17 protein-coding genes are annotated in these 18,138 nt (G+C 38.7%); 13 read left to right on the plus strand and 4 right to left on the minus strand.

The annotated features are described in order from the left end of the window. Positions 1 to 74: 74 nt before the first annotated feature. A complete protein-coding gene (locus BN997_RS10970) occupies positions 75 to 1,145 on the minus strand; it encodes a D-alanyl-D-alanine carboxypeptidase family protein (RefSeq protein WP_042532226.1) in 1,071 nt (356 codons plus the stop codon). Between the two features lie 368 nt (positions 1,146 to 1,513). Next, the gene (pepT, locus tag BN997_RS10975; RefSeq protein WP_042532228.1) at positions 1,514 to 2,749 is read right to left on the minus strand and encodes a peptidase T; all 1,236 of its coding nucleotides are present in this window, start codon (positions 2,747 to 2,749) and stop codon (positions 1,514 to 1,516) included. A 300-nt stretch (positions 2,750 to 3,049) separates the two neighbouring features. On the opposite strand from pepT, the gene BN997_RS10980 reads away from it, so the two are divergent. The 3 genes from BN997_RS10980 to BN997_RS10990 all read left to right on the plus strand — a co-directional run bounded on the left by BN997_RS10980 (position 3,050) and on the right by BN997_RS10990 (position 5,433). Further along, the gene (locus tag BN997_RS10980; RefSeq protein ID WP_042532230.1) at positions 3,050 to 3,892 is read left to right on the plus strand and encodes a sulfurtransferase; all 843 of its coding nucleotides are present in this window, start codon (positions 3,050 to 3,052) and stop codon (positions 3,890 to 3,892) included. Then, on the plus strand, positions 3,885 to 4,445 hold the full coding sequence (locus BN997_RS10985) for a DNA-3-methyladenine glycosylase I (RefSeq protein WP_042532232.1): 561 nt from the start codon (positions 3,885 to 3,887) through the stop codon (positions 4,443 to 4,445). Before BN997_RS10980 ends, BN997_RS10985 begins: the two co-directional genes overlap by 8 nt. Positions 4,446 to 4,608: 163 nt before the next feature. Beyond that, on the plus strand, positions 4,609 to 5,433 hold the full coding sequence (locus BN997_RS10990; protein WP_042532234.1) for an aldo/keto reductase: 825 nt from the start codon (positions 4,609 to 4,611) through the stop codon (positions 5,431 to 5,433). A gap of 60 nt (positions 5,434 to 5,493) precedes the next feature. Here the strand turns inward: BN997_RS10990 and BN997_RS10995 are convergent, their stop codons facing one another. Next, positions 5,494 to 6,036, minus strand: coding sequence for an HD domain-containing protein (locus BN997_RS10995; protein ID WP_042532237.1), 543 nt, complete (start codon positions 6,034 to 6,036; stop codon positions 5,494 to 5,496). 281 nt (positions 6,037 to 6,317) lie between these two features. Between BN997_RS10995 and fni the strand changes: the two genes are divergently transcribed. Then, positions 6,318 to 7,367: a type 2 isopentenyl-diphosphate Delta-isomerase gene (gene fni / locus BN997_RS11000; protein WP_042532238.1), complete on the plus strand. Its 1,050-nt coding sequence runs from the start codon at positions 6,318 to 6,320 to the stop codon at positions 7,365 to 7,367. A 199-nt stretch (positions 7,368 to 7,566) separates the two neighbouring features. On the opposite strand, the gene BN997_RS22920 is transcribed toward fni, so the two are convergent. After that, positions 7,567 to 7,794 (minus strand): hypothetical protein, encoded by a 228-nt coding sequence (locus tag BN997_RS22920; RefSeq protein ID WP_139089076.1) that lies wholly within the window; start codon positions 7,792 to 7,794, stop codon positions 7,567 to 7,569. A gap of 352 nt (positions 7,795 to 8,146) precedes the next feature. On the opposite strand from BN997_RS22920, the gene BN997_RS11010 reads away from it, so the two are divergent. From BN997_RS11010 to BN997_RS11050, 9 genes are all read left to right on the plus strand, one after another. After that, positions 8,147 to 8,599 (plus strand): DUF2188 domain-containing protein, encoded by a 453-nt coding sequence (locus BN997_RS11010; protein ID WP_042532242.1) that lies wholly within the window; start codon positions 8,147 to 8,149, stop codon positions 8,597 to 8,599. A gap of 73 nt (positions 8,600 to 8,672) precedes the next feature. Then, the gene (locus BN997_RS11015) at positions 8,673 to 9,389 is read left to right on the plus strand and encodes a DsbA family oxidoreductase (RefSeq protein WP_042532245.1); all 717 of its coding nucleotides are present in this window, start codon (positions 8,673 to 8,675) and stop codon (positions 9,387 to 9,389) included. A 420-nt stretch (positions 9,390 to 9,809) separates the two neighbouring features. Further along, positions 9,810 to 10,589 (plus strand): iron ABC transporter ATP-binding protein, encoded by a 780-nt coding sequence (locus tag BN997_RS11020; RefSeq protein WP_042532246.1) that lies wholly within the window; start codon positions 9,810 to 9,812, stop codon positions 10,587 to 10,589. A gap of 575 nt (positions 10,590 to 11,164) precedes the next feature. Then, complete coding sequence (locus tag BN997_RS11025) at positions 11,165 to 12,208, plus strand: siderophore ABC transporter substrate-binding protein (protein WP_042532248.1); 1,044 nt, start codon at positions 11,165 to 11,167, stop codon at positions 12,206 to 12,208. A 44-nt stretch (positions 12,209 to 12,252) separates the two neighbouring features. Next, positions 12,253 to 13,242: an ABC transporter permease gene (locus BN997_RS11030; protein ID WP_042536011.1), complete on the plus strand. Its 990-nt coding sequence runs from the start codon at positions 12,253 to 12,255 to the stop codon at positions 13,240 to 13,242. A gap of 34 nt (positions 13,243 to 13,276) precedes the next feature. Continuing rightward, positions 13,277 to 14,302 (plus strand): iron chelate uptake ABC transporter family permease subunit, encoded by a 1,026-nt coding sequence (locus tag BN997_RS11035; protein ID WP_042536012.1) that lies wholly within the window; start codon positions 13,277 to 13,279, stop codon positions 14,300 to 14,302. A gap of 357 nt (positions 14,303 to 14,659) precedes the next feature. Further along, positions 14,660 to 16,150 carry an ATP-binding protein gene (locus BN997_RS11040; RefSeq protein WP_244882370.1) on the plus strand — a complete coding sequence of 497 codons (1,491 nt, stop codon included), beginning with the start codon at positions 14,660 to 14,662 and terminating at the stop codon, positions 16,148 to 16,150. A gap of 7 nt (positions 16,151 to 16,157) precedes the next feature. Next, the gene (locus BN997_RS11045) at positions 16,158 to 16,832 is read left to right on the plus strand and encodes a response regulator (protein ID WP_042532250.1); all 675 of its coding nucleotides are present in this window, start codon (positions 16,158 to 16,160) and stop codon (positions 16,830 to 16,832) included. Between the two features lie 233 nt (positions 16,833 to 17,065). Beyond that, positions 17,066 to 18,088, plus strand: coding sequence for a tripartite tricarboxylate transporter substrate binding protein (locus BN997_RS11050; RefSeq protein ID WP_042532252.1), 1,023 nt, complete (start codon positions 17,066 to 17,068; stop codon positions 18,086 to 18,088). Positions 18,089 to 18,138: the final 50 nt, after the last annotated feature.

The raw sequence follows: 18,138 nt of genomic DNA on the forward strand, positions 1-18,138 counted from the left end.
GACATATCGATTCATTTTATTCGATAAAGAAAACACCTTGAAAATCTGCTTCTCAAGGTGTTTTCTTCATTACTTTATTCAGCTTGTTCTTCATAGTACTCTTCCAGTGTAATCCCTTGTTCAGTTATATACTTCGCTGTTTTTTCACCGACATAGCGAAGATGCCAAGGCTCGTATTGGTATCCGGTAATATCTTCTTTACCCTTAGGGAAACGGATAATAAAGCCATATTCCGGAGCATTTTCAGCAAGCCACTGTCCTTCCTCTGTCTCACCAAATGCTTCTACTAACTCTAAATTGACTTCTGCACTGGTAACATCCATCGCCAGTCCAGTTTGATGCTCACTTTCTCCGGGACGTGCACTGTAGGTGTTTGCATAATCCTCACCATTCTGTGCCGCATTCGCTGCAAAGATATCGTCCTGCCGGTCATAAGAACGGTAGCCGGATTGGGCAAACATTTCTAATCCTGCTTCTTCAGCACCTTCAAATAATTCTTCTAAGGCATGTGCCGCGTTCTCGCGCAGATATTTTTTAGGTAAGTCCTCTGTGAAAGGAAAGGGCACATCTGGTACAATCAAGTCTTCAGGGATATAATCATCCGGAAGTGCAAAGCTTTTATTCACCAGTGATAATTCATCGTATGGATTACCGACAACTTCTGTTCCAGCTTCTGTCACTTCAGGTTCTTCAGGGGGAGGAGCTAAGCCCTCTCCCGGTTCAATACTTTTTTCGTTTTCATAATAAAGCAGTAACTCTTCTCTTGTTGCTTTATCATAGACACCTGAAATAGCTGTGTCATCTGTTTGCAATTGAAAATCTGTTATAGCCCAAGTAAGCTCTTCATCAAATTCATCTGTTGCTTCTAAATCATAACCGATGGCATTTAGTGCTTGCTTTAATTGTAATACAGCATCATCTGTATCAAATTTCTGCAGCACCGCATCAGGCGGCTCTGTTTCTTCTTGTTCTGGCTCTTCCGTCTGTTGTCCTTCCGCTTGCTTATCATCTGTATCTTTTTGCTCTTCAGGTGCTGATTGTTCCGATGCCGGAGCATCTTCCTGTGATGGGGATGGCTCATGTGGTCCGCAGCCAATCAGTACAAAGCAAATTGCCGAAAGGATAATCCAACTAACTCCTCGCATGTCATGTTAACTCCTTGCTTTTAATAGAATGAATGAAACTCAAACACTATGATCTGCTAAATAAGTTTGGAGTGCAGAGTTATTTTATAAAAATTAATTGCAGGTAATCAGTAACGAGAATGGTTTTCCAATCTGTTTTGAGATATATGAAAACTCGAAAAAAGATGAAAACAATCAGCAGGCTGATTCCCATAATCCTTGAAATGATGCAGTATAAATTCTGCTTATTAAACAGTGAACGTAGGCTGCATTTCAATATATATTATATGATGTATGGAAGTGAAAAAGAAAGGAAAGTGAAGAAATAATTTCAGGAAAAAGAACAATAAAAAAACAAGAACCAGTGAAATTGGCTCTTGTTTTTCATCTTATTCTGCTTTTTTTTCTGCAAACAAACGGCTGATTTCAACAATCGTTTTTGCTGCTTTTTCCATATTATCGATAGAAATATACTCAAACTTGCCATGGAAATTTTCGCCGCCAGTGAACAGGTTCGGTGTCGGTAATCCCATAAATGAAATTTGTGAACCGTCTGTACCGCCGCGGACTGGATGAATAACCGGTTTAATATCAAGATTGTTCATTGCCTGATCAGCAATATCTACAATATGTTTTACCGGTTCAATTTTTTCACGCATATTATAATATTGATCATTCATTTCTAACTCTACAGCATTCTCTCCATATGCGTTCCTGATTTCTTCTACGTACTTTTTAAGGGTGTCTTTGCGTGTTTCAAATTTTTCCCGGTCATGGTCGCGGACAATGTAATAGACTGTTGATTTTTCTACATCGCCTTCTACAGAAATAAGATGATAGAAGCCTTCGTATCCTTCTGTATGCTCGGGAGATTCTTTATAAGGAAATTTATTAATAAATTGCGCAGCCATCTTTCCTGCATTCACCATTTTGTTTTTCGCTGTTCCCGGATGAACACTGTTTCCGTAAAACGTCACTCTGGCAGCTGCGGCATTAAAGCTTTCATACTGTAATTCACCTAAAGGGCCGCCATCCACGGTGTACGCATAGTCACAGCCGAAGCGTTCTACATCAAATTTATGCGGCCCGCGTCCAATTTCTTCATCAGGAGTAAAAGCAATACGGATTTTTCCATGCTCGATTTCCGGATGATGAATGAGGTATTCCATGGCAGTCATGATTTCAGCAATGCCTGCCTTATCATCCGCTCCAAGTAAAGTTGTACCGTCAGTCACCATTAGCTGGTGCCCCTCATAATTAGAAAGCTCAGGGAAGTCTTTTGGAGAAAGGGTGACTTGTAAATCTTCATTCAATACAATATCCCCGCCTTTATAATCGATTACCTTAGGAGCCACCCCTTTGCCGGTAAAGTCTGTTGCTGTATCGACATGTGCCAAGAAGCCAATCGCCGGGATATCCTTATCCGTATTTGCCGGCAATGTAGCCATTAAATAACCATTTTCATCATAAGATACTTCTTCCAGTCCAACTTCCTTCAGCTCATTCTCCAATAGCTTAATCAAATCCCACTGACCTGGAGTGGAAGGGGTGGCTTGAGAATGCATATTCGATTGGGTGTCTATTTTTGCATAGGTTTCTAAACGCTTAATTAATTGTTCTTTCATCAAAAAGACTCCTTCTAAATAAATTTTTGATTGTTCCTTTGAAGCGAAAATTTCTGCTATTCTAATTTTACAACGCTTTGTATATTTTACCATACTCAACACAAAAACCGTATTCATGCGTGTCCAAAAAGTAACGTATAAAGCTTTAAAACAGTAAAAGTATCTGGACGTGGACAAGTTTAACAGAGTTTAAGAATACCCTTTATGAAGCTCAATTATTAATTTCTGCAGAAAATTTTTTCTGTTAAAATAAATAAGGAATGATATGATTAGAAAAATAGCATATGGGAGGGTTAGATTTTGAGAAACATCATTAGCGTAGAGAGATTAAAGAAACGTTTACCGCAAAATAATGTCGTTATTGTAGATGTACGATTTGATTTAATGGATGCTGATGCTGGGCGAAAAGCTTATTTACACGGGCATTTACCTGGGGCTGTCTATATGGATTTAAATAGAGATTTATCCGGCAAAGCAGGTAAGCATGGCGGAAATCACCCTTTACCCGATTGGGATTTATTTGCAAATAAACTTGGAAAACTAGGCATCTCCAATGAGACAACGGTTGTTGTGTATGATCAGGGGAATGACATGTTTGCGCCGCGTTTTTGGTGGCTGCTTGATTATTTAGGTCATGAGAAGGTATACCTTCTTGATGGCGGATTGGACAGGTGGGTCGCAGAGGGAGGCGAACTGACATCAACGGTTCCTAACCTTCAGCCGACCATTTTTCGCAGAAACGAGAAGGAAAATCGCTATGTTGATATGGAGGAGGTCAAGGAAAAACTTGAATCTGAAGAAACAACGATTATCGATTCCAGAGCACCTGCAAGATATTTAGGTGACGAGGAACCGATGTATGCTCGTGCAGGGCATATTCCGGGAGCGGTCAATTATTTTTGGAAGGGTGTTTTAAAAGAGAACGGTACTTGGAAAAACGAGGAACAGTTAAGAGAGCATTTTTCCAAATTAGATAAAGATGCGGAGATTATCGTTTCTTGTGGTTCCGGTGTTTCGGCATGCCCAAATATTCTGGCTCTGGATAATGCCGGTTTTAAAAATGTGAAGCTTTATCCAGGCAGCTTCAGCGATTGGATTTCGTATGAAAAGAATGAAGTCGCTATTGGTGAGGAAGATGAATAAGGAACGTTGTGCCTGGGTCAGTGAAGAGCCTGTCTATATCGCATATCACGATGAAGAATGGGGACGGCCTGTTTTTCAGGATGATCGCTATTTATTTGAAATGCTGACATTAGAAGGGGCACAGGCAGGACTAAGCTGGATTACAATTTTAAAACGCCGGGAAAATTACCGCCGGGCTTTTGACAACTTTGAAGCCGATATTATTGCTGCTTATTCAAATGAAAAAGTAGAAGCATTGATGCAGGATGAAGGAATTATCCGGAACAGGCGTAAAATTGAATCTGTCATTAAAAATGCAAAGGCTTTCCAGCAGATTCAAAAAGAATTTGGTTCATTCGATGATTATATCTGGAGCTTTGTTGACAGAGAACCAATTGTGAACCATTGGGAACGGCATGAGGATGTGCCTGCTCAAACAGATTTGTCAAAACAGCTAAGCAAGGATTTGAAAAAGAGAGGATTTTCCTTTGTAGGACCGGTGATTTGTTACTCTTTTATGCAAGCGACAGGTATGGTAAATGACCATACTAAAAGTTGTTTTTTGAGTGGGTGAAGAGCCAGCTGACCGGGTATTTTTATAAGCGAATCGTATCCTTATCATAGAACCAAGCACATACCTTTGTTTTATCTGCCTGTTATTGTAAACTAAAAAATGCATTAGGGACTATTGTGAAACAAACAGAGATAAAATCATTTACAGGAGGTCATCCAGGAATATGAATTACATTACACTTAATAATGGCTTAGAAATGCCGCAGCTTGGTTTCGGCGTCTGGAAGGTAGAAAATGAAAAAGCTATCCCTGCTGTGGAGCATGCATTAAAATCAAATTATCGTTCCATTGATACAGCAAAAGTTTATGGGAATGAAGAAGGCGTTGGACAAGCAATTGCAAACAGCGGTGTCCCTCGTGAAGAAATCTTTCTTACAACAAAGGTGTGGAATGCAGATCATGGTTATGATGAAACCTTAAAAGCTTTTGATGCAAGCTTAGAAAGACTGGGTACAGACTATGTGGACCTTTATTTGATTCACTGGCCGACCCCGGAGCATGATCAATATATCGATACGTATAAAGCGTTGGAAAAAATCTATAAAGACGGCAAAGCAAAAGCGATTGGCGTCTGTAATTTTGAAATAGAGCATTTAGAACGTTTACTAGACGAATGTGAGGTTGTACCGGCTGTAAATCAGGTAGAGTGCCACCCATACTTGCAACAGAAAGAATTGCGTGCCTTTTGTAAAGAGAAAGGTATTTATGTAGAAGCATACAGCCCTCTCATGAATGGAAAAGATGTCTTAAAAGATGAAGCGCTAAAACAAATTGCTGAGAACAAAGAGAAAACCATTGCGCAAGTTATTCTGCGCTGGCACTTACAGTCTGATTTGATTGTCATTCCAAAATCAGTAACACCTTCTCGTATCGAAGCTAACCTGGATGTGTTTGATTTTGAATTAAACGAAGAAGAAAGAAAAACAATCGATGCGCTGGATCGTAATATTCGCAGCGGATGGCATCCGAATGAAATGAATTCACGTTAACAAACTACAATTAAAAAACACCTTCTTTCATTTATTTAAAGAGAGAAGGTGTTTCCTTTATTATTTGAAAAAACGTTTAACAGCCTGTTCAAACTCTTTAAAATAAGAAGGAATCTCATCCGGAGATAAATGAGCATACATTTCTTCTGCGATAGCCTCGTTGTACCATTTTTGCTGCTTGTACCCGGCGTTAAAGTTCTTCCAGATATCCTCGCCGAGCTGTTGATGCTCTTTTTCCAATTCTAAAAGATTATCTAATTTATCCGCAATAATCAGATATTTCACTTCCTTTGGAGCATCTTTTAAATGTTCCACTGTCGCTTTTTTTCTGTCCCACCAAGACTTTGATTTATCCTCCGTATGAGAAGCAACAAGGTCAGCAATTTCTTTTCCGAACTGACGTTCAATGTCCTCGATGCTGACATTGGTATCCTCAACAACATCATGCAAGTATCCGGCGCTGATTAAATCATCGGAACAGCCTTCTTTTTCTAGACGTTCTGCAACACGAACAGGATGGGTTATGTACGGTTCATTTGAATTTTTACGTGCTTGACCTTGATGTGCTTTTGAGGCAAAAGCTTTTGCATTATCTCTTTTCATTATATCCTCCTAAAAACTTAAATAAGTAGTCCTATTATAACAGAAAATACAGATATCAACTGAATTTTTTCTTAATGAAGGACAAATGAACGTGAACTTTTGAAACAGCATCATTTGCCTTTCAATTATTGCAGGAAACAAGTACACTAGATGTAAAGATAACGAAGGAAATTAAAAAATCACACCTATATTTATTTAAAAAGCAGGGGGACGAATAATTGAAAATGCCTTTACTCTCTGCAAAAAATAGTTTGATAATTTGAGATAAGCGAGGGACATTCATGGAAAAAGGAATTAACCAACGTAAAACAGAACATATCCGCCTTTGTCTGGAAGGAGACGTAGAGGGTGTAAATAAATCTACAGGATTGGAAGGTATTCACTTTCTTCATAATGCTTTGCCGGAAATTGATTTTGCTGATATTTCATTGAGAACATCATTTTTAGGCAAAGCGCTGCAGGCGCCATTTCTAGTCAGTTCCATGACTGGCGGATCTGAACTGGCGACCACAATCAATCAAAATTTGGCTAGAGCGGCAGAACAAAAAGGCTGGGCACTGGCAATTGGTTCGACAAGAGCATTTTTAGAAAGTGAGCAGCATAAGGATTCTTTCCTTATTCGCAGACAGGCGCCAACTGTGCCATTAATCGTAAACATTGGCGCTGTCCAATTAAATTATGGCTATGGAGCAGAGGAATGCCAGCGTATTATTGATAAGACAGAGGCTGATTCCATCGTTCTTCATTTAAATTCATTGCAGGAAGCTGTGCAGGACGGCGGCGATTTGAATTTCAAAGATTTACTGCCAAAAATTGAACAGGTTTGTAAACAGGTGGAAGCGCCAGTAGGGGTCAAGGAAGTAGGATTCGGCATTGACGGGGAAGCTGCCAAAAGATTGTATGATGCGGGCATCTCTTATATTGATGTTGCTGGAGCGGGCGGAACCTCCTGGAGCCAGGTGGAAAAGCTGCGCTCGAAGGACCCATTAAAGCGGGCAGCTGCGGAAGCATTTAATAACTGGGGAAATCCGACCAAGGATTGTCTGGTCACTGTACGCAGTGAGCTTCCTGAAGCGCCTTTAGTTGCCAGCGGAGGCATGAAAACAGGCGTGGATGCTGCGAAGGCAATTACGATTGGGGCAGATATTATCGGGTATGCCAGACATCTGCTCCAGGCAGCCACAGAATCAGCAGAAGCCGTTGTTCAGACAATGGACCAATTGGAATTAGAGCTGAAGATGACGATGTTTGGCGTTGGCGCAGCCGATTTAAATGAACTAAAAAATACAAAGCGTGTATCCATTAATGGAAAATCGCTGTTAGATGCATAATTTGCAAGCTAGAAGGTGTGGAGAATTCCACGCCTTTTTATTTTAGGTCCCGGAAATATACCCTGCTTCCCGTGACCCCTGAGTTCATCTCCTTTAAAGAAGACTTAGCGATTGGCAAGCCGAGAGGCGTAGACAGAGCTAAAGTCGCACTTATGCGCCAAGGGTAAAAAAAGAAATTCACTTTTCTCCTGTTGGATCTTCACCCTGGGACTGCGATTACCAATGTTGTCAGGTTAGTGAATTTTCTTAAATACTCAACTTTCGCACCTAAGAATAAGCAAATATATCTTGCTATTCCAAGATGAACATGTTCTTCATTACCATTTTGAAATTGATGATGGTGCATAGCTCTGCTCCGGCCAACCACGCCGCTTTCCGACGTACAAATGTTTTCGATGGGACGAGTAATCGCAACCCCAGGAGTCACGGGTTTAGCCTGCAAACCACTTAGAAGTCTGCGTGGTTGGCCTGCGCTCTGATAGGATTCTACAGCGAATGAAAGAAATAAGATTTTAATGAGCTGAATGAAATAGCAGCTTTCGTCTGAACAATCCAATCATAACAGTATGGATATGAAATACAGGGAGTCGCTTCCATGCACAGAAAGTAATCTTGACGGAACATTTTACCATACAGCAAGAACACCGATGCTTAAAGGCCAAGTGACGTTTTAGAAGAAATAATTGGCTATAAAAATGTTTAATGTGTTTTGAAAAGGGAAAAGTCCTTATAAAATGACCCTTACAGCTACTTACACTACGGAAAAAGGAGGCATTTTAATGGTTTGGACAATGAATGATTATCCAAGTTCAATGAAAAACCTAGAAAAACCTGTCCGTAAAAAGGCCATTGATATCGCAAATTCAATGCTGGATGATGGCTATAAGGAGAACAGGGCAATTCCAATAGCTACGGAGCAGGCTAAAGAATGGTATAAGAACGCGGATAAAGAAGAAATTCAAAGCTATGAAAAAGGCGGAAAACCGACCCAGCGCTCAAAGGAAGGAAAAGAAAAAACAAATAATCCGGAGCGGCTGGAGGAGGGAGAGGAAGTCTATAAGCAGGAAGAAGGATGGGCTGTCGGCTCTTCCGGTTCCAGTCAGGCAAGTGAACGATTTGATACAAAAGAGGAAGCGGTGAAAAGAGCGAAAGACATTGCTAAAAATAAAGGAACCTCCCTGACGGTTTATCGTGCAGATGGGACGGTTGAAGAGACTCGCAAATATGACTAAAGAAGGAATGCAGATTACTTTGTTCCCAGGTTTCCTTATGCTAAAATAAGTGAGGAAATTGAGGTGAACATAAATGAAAGTTGAAATTTGGTCTGATTTTGTATGTCCTTTTTGTTATATCGGAAAACGCCGGTTTGAACATGCCTTGGAGAAATTCACACATCGTGAACAAGTAGCAGTTCAGTTTAGAAGCTACCAGCTTGATCCGGATGCACAGCATCTTCCGGGAAAGAACTTCGCAGAAACTTTTTCTGAGCTGAAGGGAATGTCTTTAGAACAAGTATATGAAATGAATAAACAGGTAGCGGAGCAGGCAGCAGAAGTAGGCTTGACCTACCGCTTTGATACGATGAAATACGGGAATACATTTGACGCGCATCGAGTTGCTAAATTAGCTGCCGAGAATGGAAAGGAAGCGGAACTGACAGAACGTTTTTTTCAAGCCTATTTTACTGATTCCGAACAGTTGAGTGATAAAAAGACACTGATTCAGTTAGCGGAAGAAGTGGGTTTGGAGAGAGAGAGTGTTGAAAATGTATTGGACAGCTGTAAATTCCGTAATAAAGTCAATGAAGATATAGATTTGGCAAAGCAGCTTGGTGTCCAGGGCGTTCCTTTCTTTGTTTTTAATGAAAAATATGCCGTGTCCGGTGCACAGCCAGAAGAAGCTTTTACACAGGTACTTGAAAAGGTGTGGCAGGAAGAACAGGAAACGCCTGTTTTGCAATCATTGAACCCAAATGAGAATAAAACCTCCTATTGTACAGGTGATGGTTGTGAGAAAAAATAAACGTAGTAATCTATTCCATATATACCTGTAAATGAATGGGAGTACCCTGATTGAACGAACTATTATCAATAAATTTGACGAAAAATTGAACAGAATAATCAAAAAAACTGCCGGAAACGGCAGTTTTTTTGATTATCGTCATATTTACATAAATCAGCCATTGACGATGGCTGAAAATTTGATATACTAGGTATTGTTATCTAATTGATAATGAATATCATTCTTATTTAGAGCAATTAGAACTTGATAATAATTATTATCTAGATTAATTTAAGTAAAATTTCAGGATAAGAAAGGTTGATGTATTTTTGGTGGAAATGCCTTATATTTAATGAAGCTTTACACTTAACTACATTAGCTATCCTTTTTTCACATACTTCTATTTTATTATTTAATACTTAAAGAAAGTAGGGCGATGACATGATTGATATTAAAGGATTGACAAAGAAATATGGGAATAAATCTATCGTAAATGATATATCGGTTCAAATTCAGCCTAATAAAATTACATCGTTTATCGGACCAAACGGTGCAGGGAAATCAACGCTGCTTTCCATGGTAAGCCGTTTGCTTGATGCAGACACAGGAGATGTATTACTGGACCAAAACAATGTAAAGAATATGAAATCAAATGAATTTGCGAAGCGCATTGCCATTTTAAGACAAGCGAATTTTTTCACTGTGAAACTGACGATTCGCCAATTAGTATCCTTTGGCCGTTATCCTTATTCGAAAGGCCGTTTAAATGAAGAAGATAATCGGATTGTCGATCAAGCCATTGAATATTTGAATTTAACAGATATCCAGCATAAATTCTTAGATGAGCTGTCTGGCGGTCAAAAGCAACGTGCGTTTATTTCCATGGTTATTGCCCAAGACACGGAATATATTTTATTGGATGAGCCGTTGAATAATTTGGATATGAAGCATTCTGTACAGATTATGAAAATATTACGCAAGCTTGTCGATGAGCTGGGGAAAACAGTTGTGATTGTATTGCATGATATTAACTTTGCTTCGGTTTATTCAGATCAGATTGTAGCTTTAAAAGAGGGGCGCCTGGTAAAAAACGGTCCGACACATGAAATCATTAATTCAGAAGCATTAAACGAAATCTATGATATGCATATTCCGGTCCATATGCAAAACGGCTGTCGTTTTTGTGTATACTTTGACTCACATATAAGTAAAAGCGGCTAATTGTTTAAACCCTATATATGATGGGTAAATCCAATAATTGCTTTCTTAAAAATGTCCAAACCTTATGCTTTCTCAATGAATATATCTTTGCTAGTATAACTTAACTTGAGCAGGTGCAGCTGCTTGAAAACGATTGATTTGATCCATGCGTACTCCTTTTGTCAGGAGTACGCATGTCGATGATGTTGAAACATCGTTTTTCAACCAAATAGTTTCACATTCTCATGAAAATCGTGTTTAAGCGGTTTCTTTCCATTGTTTAAGTAATTATTCTCATCTGGATTGTCGCAATTGCAGTTGAGAATAAAACGAGAATAATGGAATTTTTAATTGGTGATAATCGTACAAGAGATAAGATTAAAAAATACAGTTGACAATGTTTTTTTATTTGATATACTTTAAACAAGCTAATTGAGATTGATTATCATTATCAATGTGTTAGGTTATATCAATGCACTATAGTAAAACAGGAATTATTTTTTTAAATCAAGCGCAAAATATAATGCGGGTATTGATTTAATCAATCCAATAGTCTGCTCATCAAAAAAATATACATAGGGGAAGAGGTAGGAGAAATGAGAAAATCAAACTTTTTTAAGTCAACGTTTATTATAGCAATATTCGCAATTTTTGCTTTGGTGTTGGCTGCTTGCTCCGATTCAGGCAGTGAAAACGAAGAAGCCGATGACCAAGGAAATGAGTCTGCTGAAACGGAGGGTTCTTCTGAAGATGCAACGGTTGAAATTACGGATGCTCACGGAACCGTTGAAGTTCCAGTAAATCCAGAGAACGTGGTAGCTTTAGATAATAGAACGTTTGAAACATTATCTGATTGGGGAGTTGAATTAGCTGCTGCTCCAAGAGATTTAATACCTGAGGATATACCTTATGCAAGTGATGAATCAATTGAAAATATAGGAAACCATCGTGAACCAAACCTTGAACTTATCGCAGCTGCAGATCCTGATCTTGTTATTGTGGGCCAAAGGTTTGGAGGATTTTATGAAGATATAAAAGAATTAGTGCCAGATGCAGCAGTTATTGATCTTAATTTTGATGTTTCTGAGGAAGCTGACACCCCCGGAGAAAATTTAGAGAACGGATTTAAAGATATTACAATCTCTCTTGGACAAATTTTTGATAAAAACGAAGAAGCTGAACAATTAATAGCTGATTTTGAACAATCCATTGAAGATGCTAAATCAGCTTATAACGGGACAGATACAATCATGAGTGTTATAGTATCTGGAGGAGATATTAATTTTGCAGCTCCTCATTCCGGCCGGGTTTGGGGCCCATTATATGATATTTTCGATTGGACACCGGCGTTAGAAATTGATCAAGCTTCTGCAGATCACCAAGGTGATGATGTTTCTGTTGAGGCTATTGCAGAAACCGATCCTGATTGGCTTTTCGTCATGGACCGTGATGCTGCTGTATCATCTGAAGAAGAAGCAAGTCCTGCTCAAGATGTAATCGATAATGCACCTGCTCTTCAAAACACAAAAGCTGTTTCTGAAGGACAAATCGTTTATGCACCGGCAGACACGTATACAAATGAATCTATACAAACATTTACTAAATTATTTGAAGATCTTGCAGAAACTTTAGCAGAGTAATTTAGAGGGGTATAACTATAGTGCTTAAAAATACAAAACAAAAAATGTTTGGGGCTGGGAATTCTCAGCCCCTGCATTCTAATCATCAAAAAATATGGACAAAGCCTTTTATATTAGCAATCCTCATTGTTATTATTTTAGGCGTTATTTCCATGTCTGTCGGTGTTTATGACATACGGGGACGCGAAGATGGAATGGATATGTTTTTCATTACCCGTATCCCAAGGACAGCTGCACTCATGCTTACTGGGGCTGCAATGGCAATGTCTGGACTCGTCATGCAGCTTATTACACAGAATCGTTTAGTTGAACCTACCACAACAGGAACGATTGAATGGGCAGGCTTGGGGTTGGTTTTCGTTTATTTATTAATTCCCGCACCATCTTTAGTTGAAAGAATGACTGGAGCAATCATTTTTTCCTTTATAGGAACGATGGTTTTCTTTTTGTTTTTGAGAAGAGTTAAACTTCGTTCGTCTTTAATTGTTCCGATTATTGGGATTATGCTTGGCGCAGTTATTTCAGCAGTTTCCACGTTTGTCGGGCTCGTTTTTCAAATGTCACAAAGTGTTGAAACCTGGTTTGTAGGTTCTTTTGCATCGATTCAGGTTGGAAGATATGAATATTTATGGCTGATTGTTGTAGTTACTTTTCTTATTTTTATCTATGCTAATAGACTGACACTAGCTGGATTAGGGGAGGATGTTACAAAAAGCCTTGGAGTAAGTTATAATACAATTGTTCTTGTTGGTACGGCTCTTATTGCTGTTGCAGTTGGAATTGTTGCCGCTGTTATTGGAAACTTACCATTTTTAGGTTTGATTGTACCAAATATTGTTTCCATGTTTAGAGGCGATGATTTAAGAAGTAACCTGCCATGGGTATGTGTGTCCGGAATGGCGGCTCTAACCGCCGCTGATATTATATCCCGCACCGTTATCATGCCATTTGAAGTACCTGTATCCTTGATACTTGGAACGGTGGGCGCAGTTGTATTTATTGTTATTTTATTAAGAAGAAGGAGGCTGGGATAACGAATTGGAATATACTAATGAAAAAAATGTCAAAATGAATTCTAGCCTTCTTAAAAATGATAAACCATCTAAAGCTTTTCGTTCTAAAAAGGAGGAAAGACGTTATTGGATACTGTTGATAACGCTTATTGGATTAGGTATTCTTTCTTCGTATGGACTTTTAGTTTATAATAACCCGGTTCCAGTAGACTCCCCTTCCTTTATCCCAGTTGCTAAAAGAAGAATGGTAGCTATTGTTTCCATGATTATTGCTGCAGTTTGTCAGAGTCTGGCGACCGTTGCATTCCAATCGATTACGAATAATCGGGTGATCACTCCTTCGCTTTTAGGATTTGAAGCACTTTACTCCACAATACATACGAGTACCATGTTTTTCTTTGGTACCACGGCATTTATAGGTTATATGGGTACTGGATCGTTTTTATTTCAAGTAGCTATTATGGTCGCGATGTGTTTGATACTGTATGGGTGGTTACTTTCCGGAAAGTATGGAAATTTACAACTTATGCTTTTGGTCGGTATCATTATTGGAACAGGACTAAGGTCTTTATCAACGTTTATGAGAAAACTGCTTGCGCCTTCCGAGTTTGATATTTTACAGGCAAAGCTGTTTGGATCTGTTAATAATGCGGATGCAGCATATTTTCCGATTGCGATTCCGATTGTCATCATCGTAGCAGTTCTTCTTCTTGCGTATTCTAAGCGATTGAATGTATTATCGCTCGGAAAAGAGATTTCTAGTTCATTAGGATTGAATCATAAATTTAGTATCATTTATGTTCTTGTACTAGTTTCTATTTTAATGTCCATCTCAACGGCTTTAGTTGGACCGCTTACTTTCTTTGGTTTTTTGGTTGCAACGTTGAGTTATCAGTTAGCACAGACGTATGACCACAGATATATTTTTCCTATGGCTCTTGCTATTGGTTTCTTGGTATTAACTGGTGCATATTTTATTATGAACCATGTATTTAATGCGCAGGGCGTCGTTTCCATTATTATTGAAATTGCTGGCGGGCTAACATTTTTAATTATTATCTTAAAGAGAAAGACGTTATGATAAATAAATTTAAGTTTATTCATATTTTATATCCTCAAACTTGTTAAAAGCAGTATGTGATTGCATTCATCAGGTTTGAGGATTTTTTGTGCGGTCTGTCTATGGGGACATTCTATAAATAGAACTTTTTGGTAAAAAATGCTTTCTTTTCTTATTTTAATTTTTAGAAAATGTAGATAGTACAAATAAAGGTAGTATAATAAATAATATAGTAAACGCTTACCATAGGAGGTGATTATAATCATAAACCGGTTAAACCAAGTAAATCTACTCACCAAGATTCTTGTACTTATTATTGGACTAATCTTATTTGTAACCATATTACTAACGGCTTTTTACAGCTATATGGAAGTAGAAATGACGGAGGAGGAAATTGGTGAACAAGCTTTACAAACAGCGCAAATGGTAGCAAATATACCTTCCATTCGTGAAGGTTTTTCACAAGCATCACCTGAGGAAACGATACAGCCGATCGCTGAAGAAATGAGGAAATTAACAGGGGCTGAATTTATTGTTATCGGAAATACGGAAGGGATTCGTTATTCTCATCCGGATCAGGATAAGCTGGGCAAAAACATGGTAGGAGGCGATAATGATGCGGCGCTTATAGATGGTGAATCCTATGTTTCGCGCGCAGAAGGAAGTCTGGGACCATCTTTAAGGGGAAAGACACCTGTCTGGAATTATGAAGGTGACATTGTTGGTGTTGTTTCTGTCGGATATATGATAAAAGATATTAATGCAACGATTTTATCAAATATTAAAAAATTAATTCTGCCTTCTGTCATTGTACTATTTGTGGGAACAATCGGCGGACTGCTGCTGACTCGAAATATTCGCGGTCAATTAATGGGATTTGAACCTCATAAAATAACTTCTTTGTATCGTGAGAGGAATGCTATTCTTTCAGCGATTCACGAGGGAATGATTGCAGTTAATGAAGATGGAGTCATTCAATTAATGAACCAATCTGCTGAGAAATTGCTCAGCGGCAAGCAAAAGGCATTTTTTAATCAGCCAATTTCAAAAGTTCTGCCCGAGCTTCCATTATCCTCACTGATTAAAAACGGACAAGTATGCCGTAATAAGCAAGTGGAAGTAAATGATCGGCATATCATATTTAATATGGTTCCCATTTATAATCAGAACCAAGTAAGGGGGGCTGTATTAAGTTTTCGTGATAAAACAGAATTGAAAGAAATCATTGATACCTTAGGAGAAGTAAGAAGTTATTCCGAAGAACTCAGAGCACAGACGCATGAATATACGAACCGGCTTTATGTACTTTCAGGGATGCTCCAGCTTGGAAATTTTGAAGAAGCAATTGAATTGATTCAAAAAGAGACACAGACGGTAGAAACGCAAAATAAAATCGTATACGACCAAATCAGCGATAAAACGATACAGGCTATTTTATTAGGAAAGATAGGGAAAGCCTCCGAGTTAAAAATTAATTTCCTGATTGATGATTATAGTTCCCTGTCCGAAATGGCAGATTATATTGAACCGACAAATTTGATTACTATTTTAGGCAATGTGATTGATAACGCTCTGGATGCTGTGAGAGAGACAGAAAACGGAACGGTCCAGTTTTTCTCAACGGATATCGGTCATGACTATATTTTTGAAGTAGCTGATAATGGAGTTGGAATTGGTAAAAAAGATATCCATCGTATTTTTCACCGCAGATTCTCCACAAAGGATAAAACAACGCGCGGGTATGGATTAGCTATGGTTAAGGAAACAATTGAAAATCTAAACGGCAGAATTGAAGTCAAAAGTAATCTGGCTGAGGGAACCATTTTCACCATATTTATTCCCAAGCAACAGGCGAAAAAGACGGGGTGATGAATGTATGATACAAACGCTGATAGTAGAAGATGATTATCGTATCGCTGAGATTCACAGTGAATTCATCGAACATCTCGACAATGTAAAATTGGTTGGCAAAGCATTAAATGGAAAAGAAGCAATTGGATTTGCAGAAAAATATCCAATTGATCTGGTAATTCTGGATCTCTATATTCCAGATATTTCAGGCTTGGAGATTTTAGAGGAATTACGAAAAATCCAAGGAGAAATTGATGCCATTATTATTTCAGCTGCATCCGAAAAAAATATGATTCAGCGGACAGTTCGTAAGGGTGTTTTTGATTATATGATTAAGCCGATTAAACAGGAGAGGCTCATTGAGTCCATTAAACGCTACCAGTTATTTAATGAGCGTTTTAGTAATGAGGAGACGGTTAATCAGCATTTTTTAGATAATCATTTTGGGTTAAAAGGAAGTATAGAAATAGAAGCGCAGCGGACACCAAAAGGAATTGATCCTTTAACCTTAAATAAAATTAAAAAAAAGATTGATCAAACTAAAGAAGGAGTAGCAGCAGAGAAAATGGGAGAGCACATAGGTGTTTCCCGCACAACAGCCCGGCGTTATCTGGAATATCTTACTTCTTTGGGAGAAATAAAGGCAGACTTGGCATATGGGGCTGTTGGCAGACCGGAGCGCAGATATTATCGGTTATAAAACAAAACTTCACTTAAGCTGAAGTTTTACGGCAGTTTATATGAAAAAAATTGCAGGGCAGCTTCCTCTGCAATTTTTTTCTTTTTAAAACAAATGGATAGCGTGAACGAAATGAACAAAATAAACAGAAAGAAATCATTGTGATTAATTTTGAAAACGTTTACATAAATGTGATGCATCCTCTATAGTGTTTTTAAGACAGAAAATAAATTCATAAAAGGGGAGAAAGAAGAATGAAAAAGTTGTTACTTATTGCCTTATTCTTTTTTATTATCGTACTAGCTGCTTGTGGAAACAGTGATGATGCAGATGCTGGCGAATCAGGTGATTCAGGAGAAGGCGGAAGCTGGGAGCCGGAAGAAAGCATAGAAATTGTGGCACCGGCCGGAGCAGGGGGCGGCTGGGATACGACTGCGAGAATGGTTGCTAAAGTATTGGGTGAAGAAGGAATGATTGAAGAGAATATCGGTGTTGTGAATAAAACTGGCGGCGGCGGAGCTGTAGGATGGTCCTATATCGCTAATTATGAAGGAGATCCGCATAAGTTATTTGTTGCCTCCCCGCCGATTATATTGATTCCATTGAATGGGCAATCGGAATACGGTCATGAAGACTTTACACCGCTATCGAATCTAATTGCTGATTATGGCGCATTTGCAGTTCGGGAAGATGCGGAATGGGATGATTTAAATGATCTGTTCGAGGATATGAAAGAGGATCCGGAAAGTGTAACCGTTGTTGGTGAATCAGCTCCGGGAAGTATGGATCATATCCAATTTGTACAGATTGCAAAAGCTGCAGGGGTAGATATAACAAAAATCAGATATGTTTCTGCGCAAGATGGAGAATCACTTACGCAATTGCTGAATGGCAGTGTCGATGTATATTCTACAGGGATGGCTGAGACGGTAGAGCAAGTAAAGGCAGACAATATTAAAGTACTGGGTATTACTGCTCCTGAAAGATTAGAAGGAGAGGTTATCGAGGATTTCCCAACGGCAATAGAACAAGGAATTGATGAAACGTTTGTTAACTGGAGAGGCTTCTTTGGACCTCCAGGAATGGATGAAGCTTCGATTGCTTATTATGAGGATAAATTTAAGGAGTTGAGTGATTCAGAAGCATTCGCAGAGATTCGCGACCAGTTTGGCTGGGATGAAGAATACATGGGGCATGAGGAATACAAGGCATTCTTGGATGAACAAAAAGAACAGGTGCAAGTATTGTTAGATGATTTAGGTTTAAATAACGAATAAGATGCGCAAAGCCAATGATTCGGTATCCATCTGTTTCATTGGCTTTGCCG

This window comes from Oceanobacillus oncorhynchi (assembly GCF_000821065.1).
In the GTDB taxonomy this organism is placed as follows: Bacteria; Bacillota; Bacilli; order Bacillales; family Amphibacillaceae; genus Oceanobacillus; species Oceanobacillus oncorhynchi.

What these genes read in the sequence shown, in the direction of transcription:
- BN997_RS10970 (WP_042532226.1), bottom strand. Translation starts at nt 1,145, where the DNA reads ATGCGAGGAGTTAGTTGGATTATCCTTTCGGCAATTTGCTTTGTACTG.
- pepT (WP_042532228.1), bottom strand. Translation starts at nt 2,749, where the DNA reads ATGAAAGAACAATTAATTAAGCGTTTAGAAACCTATGCAAAAATAGAC.
- BN997_RS10985 (WP_042532232.1), top strand. Translation starts at nt 3,885, where the DNA reads ATGAATAAGGAACGTTGTGCCTGGGTCAGTGAAGAGCCTGTCTATATC.
- BN997_RS10990 (WP_042532234.1), top strand. Translation starts at nt 4,609, where the DNA reads ATGAATTACATTACACTTAATAATGGCTTAGAAATGCCGCAGCTTGGT.
- BN997_RS10995 (WP_042532237.1), bottom strand. Translation starts at nt 6,036, where the DNA reads ATGAAAAGAGATAATGCAAAAGCTTTTGCCTCAAAAGCACATCAAGGT.
- fni (WP_042532238.1), top strand. Translation starts at nt 6,318, where the DNA reads ATGGAAAAAGGAATTAACCAACGTAAAACAGAACATATCCGCCTTTGT.
- BN997_RS11010 (WP_042532242.1), top strand. Translation starts at nt 8,147, where the DNA reads ATGGTTTGGACAATGAATGATTATCCAAGTTCAATGAAAAACCTAGAA.
- BN997_RS11015 (WP_042532245.1), top strand. Translation starts at nt 8,673, where the DNA reads ATGAAAGTTGAAATTTGGTCTGATTTTGTATGTCCTTTTTGTTATATC.
- BN997_RS11020 (WP_042532246.1), top strand. Translation starts at nt 9,810, where the DNA reads ATGATTGATATTAAAGGATTGACAAAGAAATATGGGAATAAATCTATC.
- BN997_RS11025 (WP_042532248.1), top strand. Translation starts at nt 11,165, where the DNA reads ATGAGAAAATCAAACTTTTTTAAGTCAACGTTTATTATAGCAATATTC.
- BN997_RS11030 (WP_042536011.1), top strand. Translation starts at nt 12,253, where the DNA reads ATGTTTGGGGCTGGGAATTCTCAGCCCCTGCATTCTAATCATCAAAAA.
- BN997_RS11035 (WP_042536012.1), top strand. Translation starts at nt 13,277, where the DNA reads ATGAATTCTAGCCTTCTTAAAAATGATAAACCATCTAAAGCTTTTCGT.
- BN997_RS11040 (WP_244882370.1), top strand. Translation starts at nt 14,660, where the DNA reads ATGACGGAGGAGGAAATTGGTGAACAAGCTTTACAAACAGCGCAAATG.
- BN997_RS11045 (WP_042532250.1), top strand. Translation starts at nt 16,158, where the DNA reads ATGATACAAACGCTGATAGTAGAAGATGATTATCGTATCGCTGAGATT.
- BN997_RS11050 (WP_042532252.1), top strand. Translation starts at nt 17,066, where the DNA reads ATGAAAAAGTTGTTACTTATTGCCTTATTCTTTTTTATTATCGTACTA.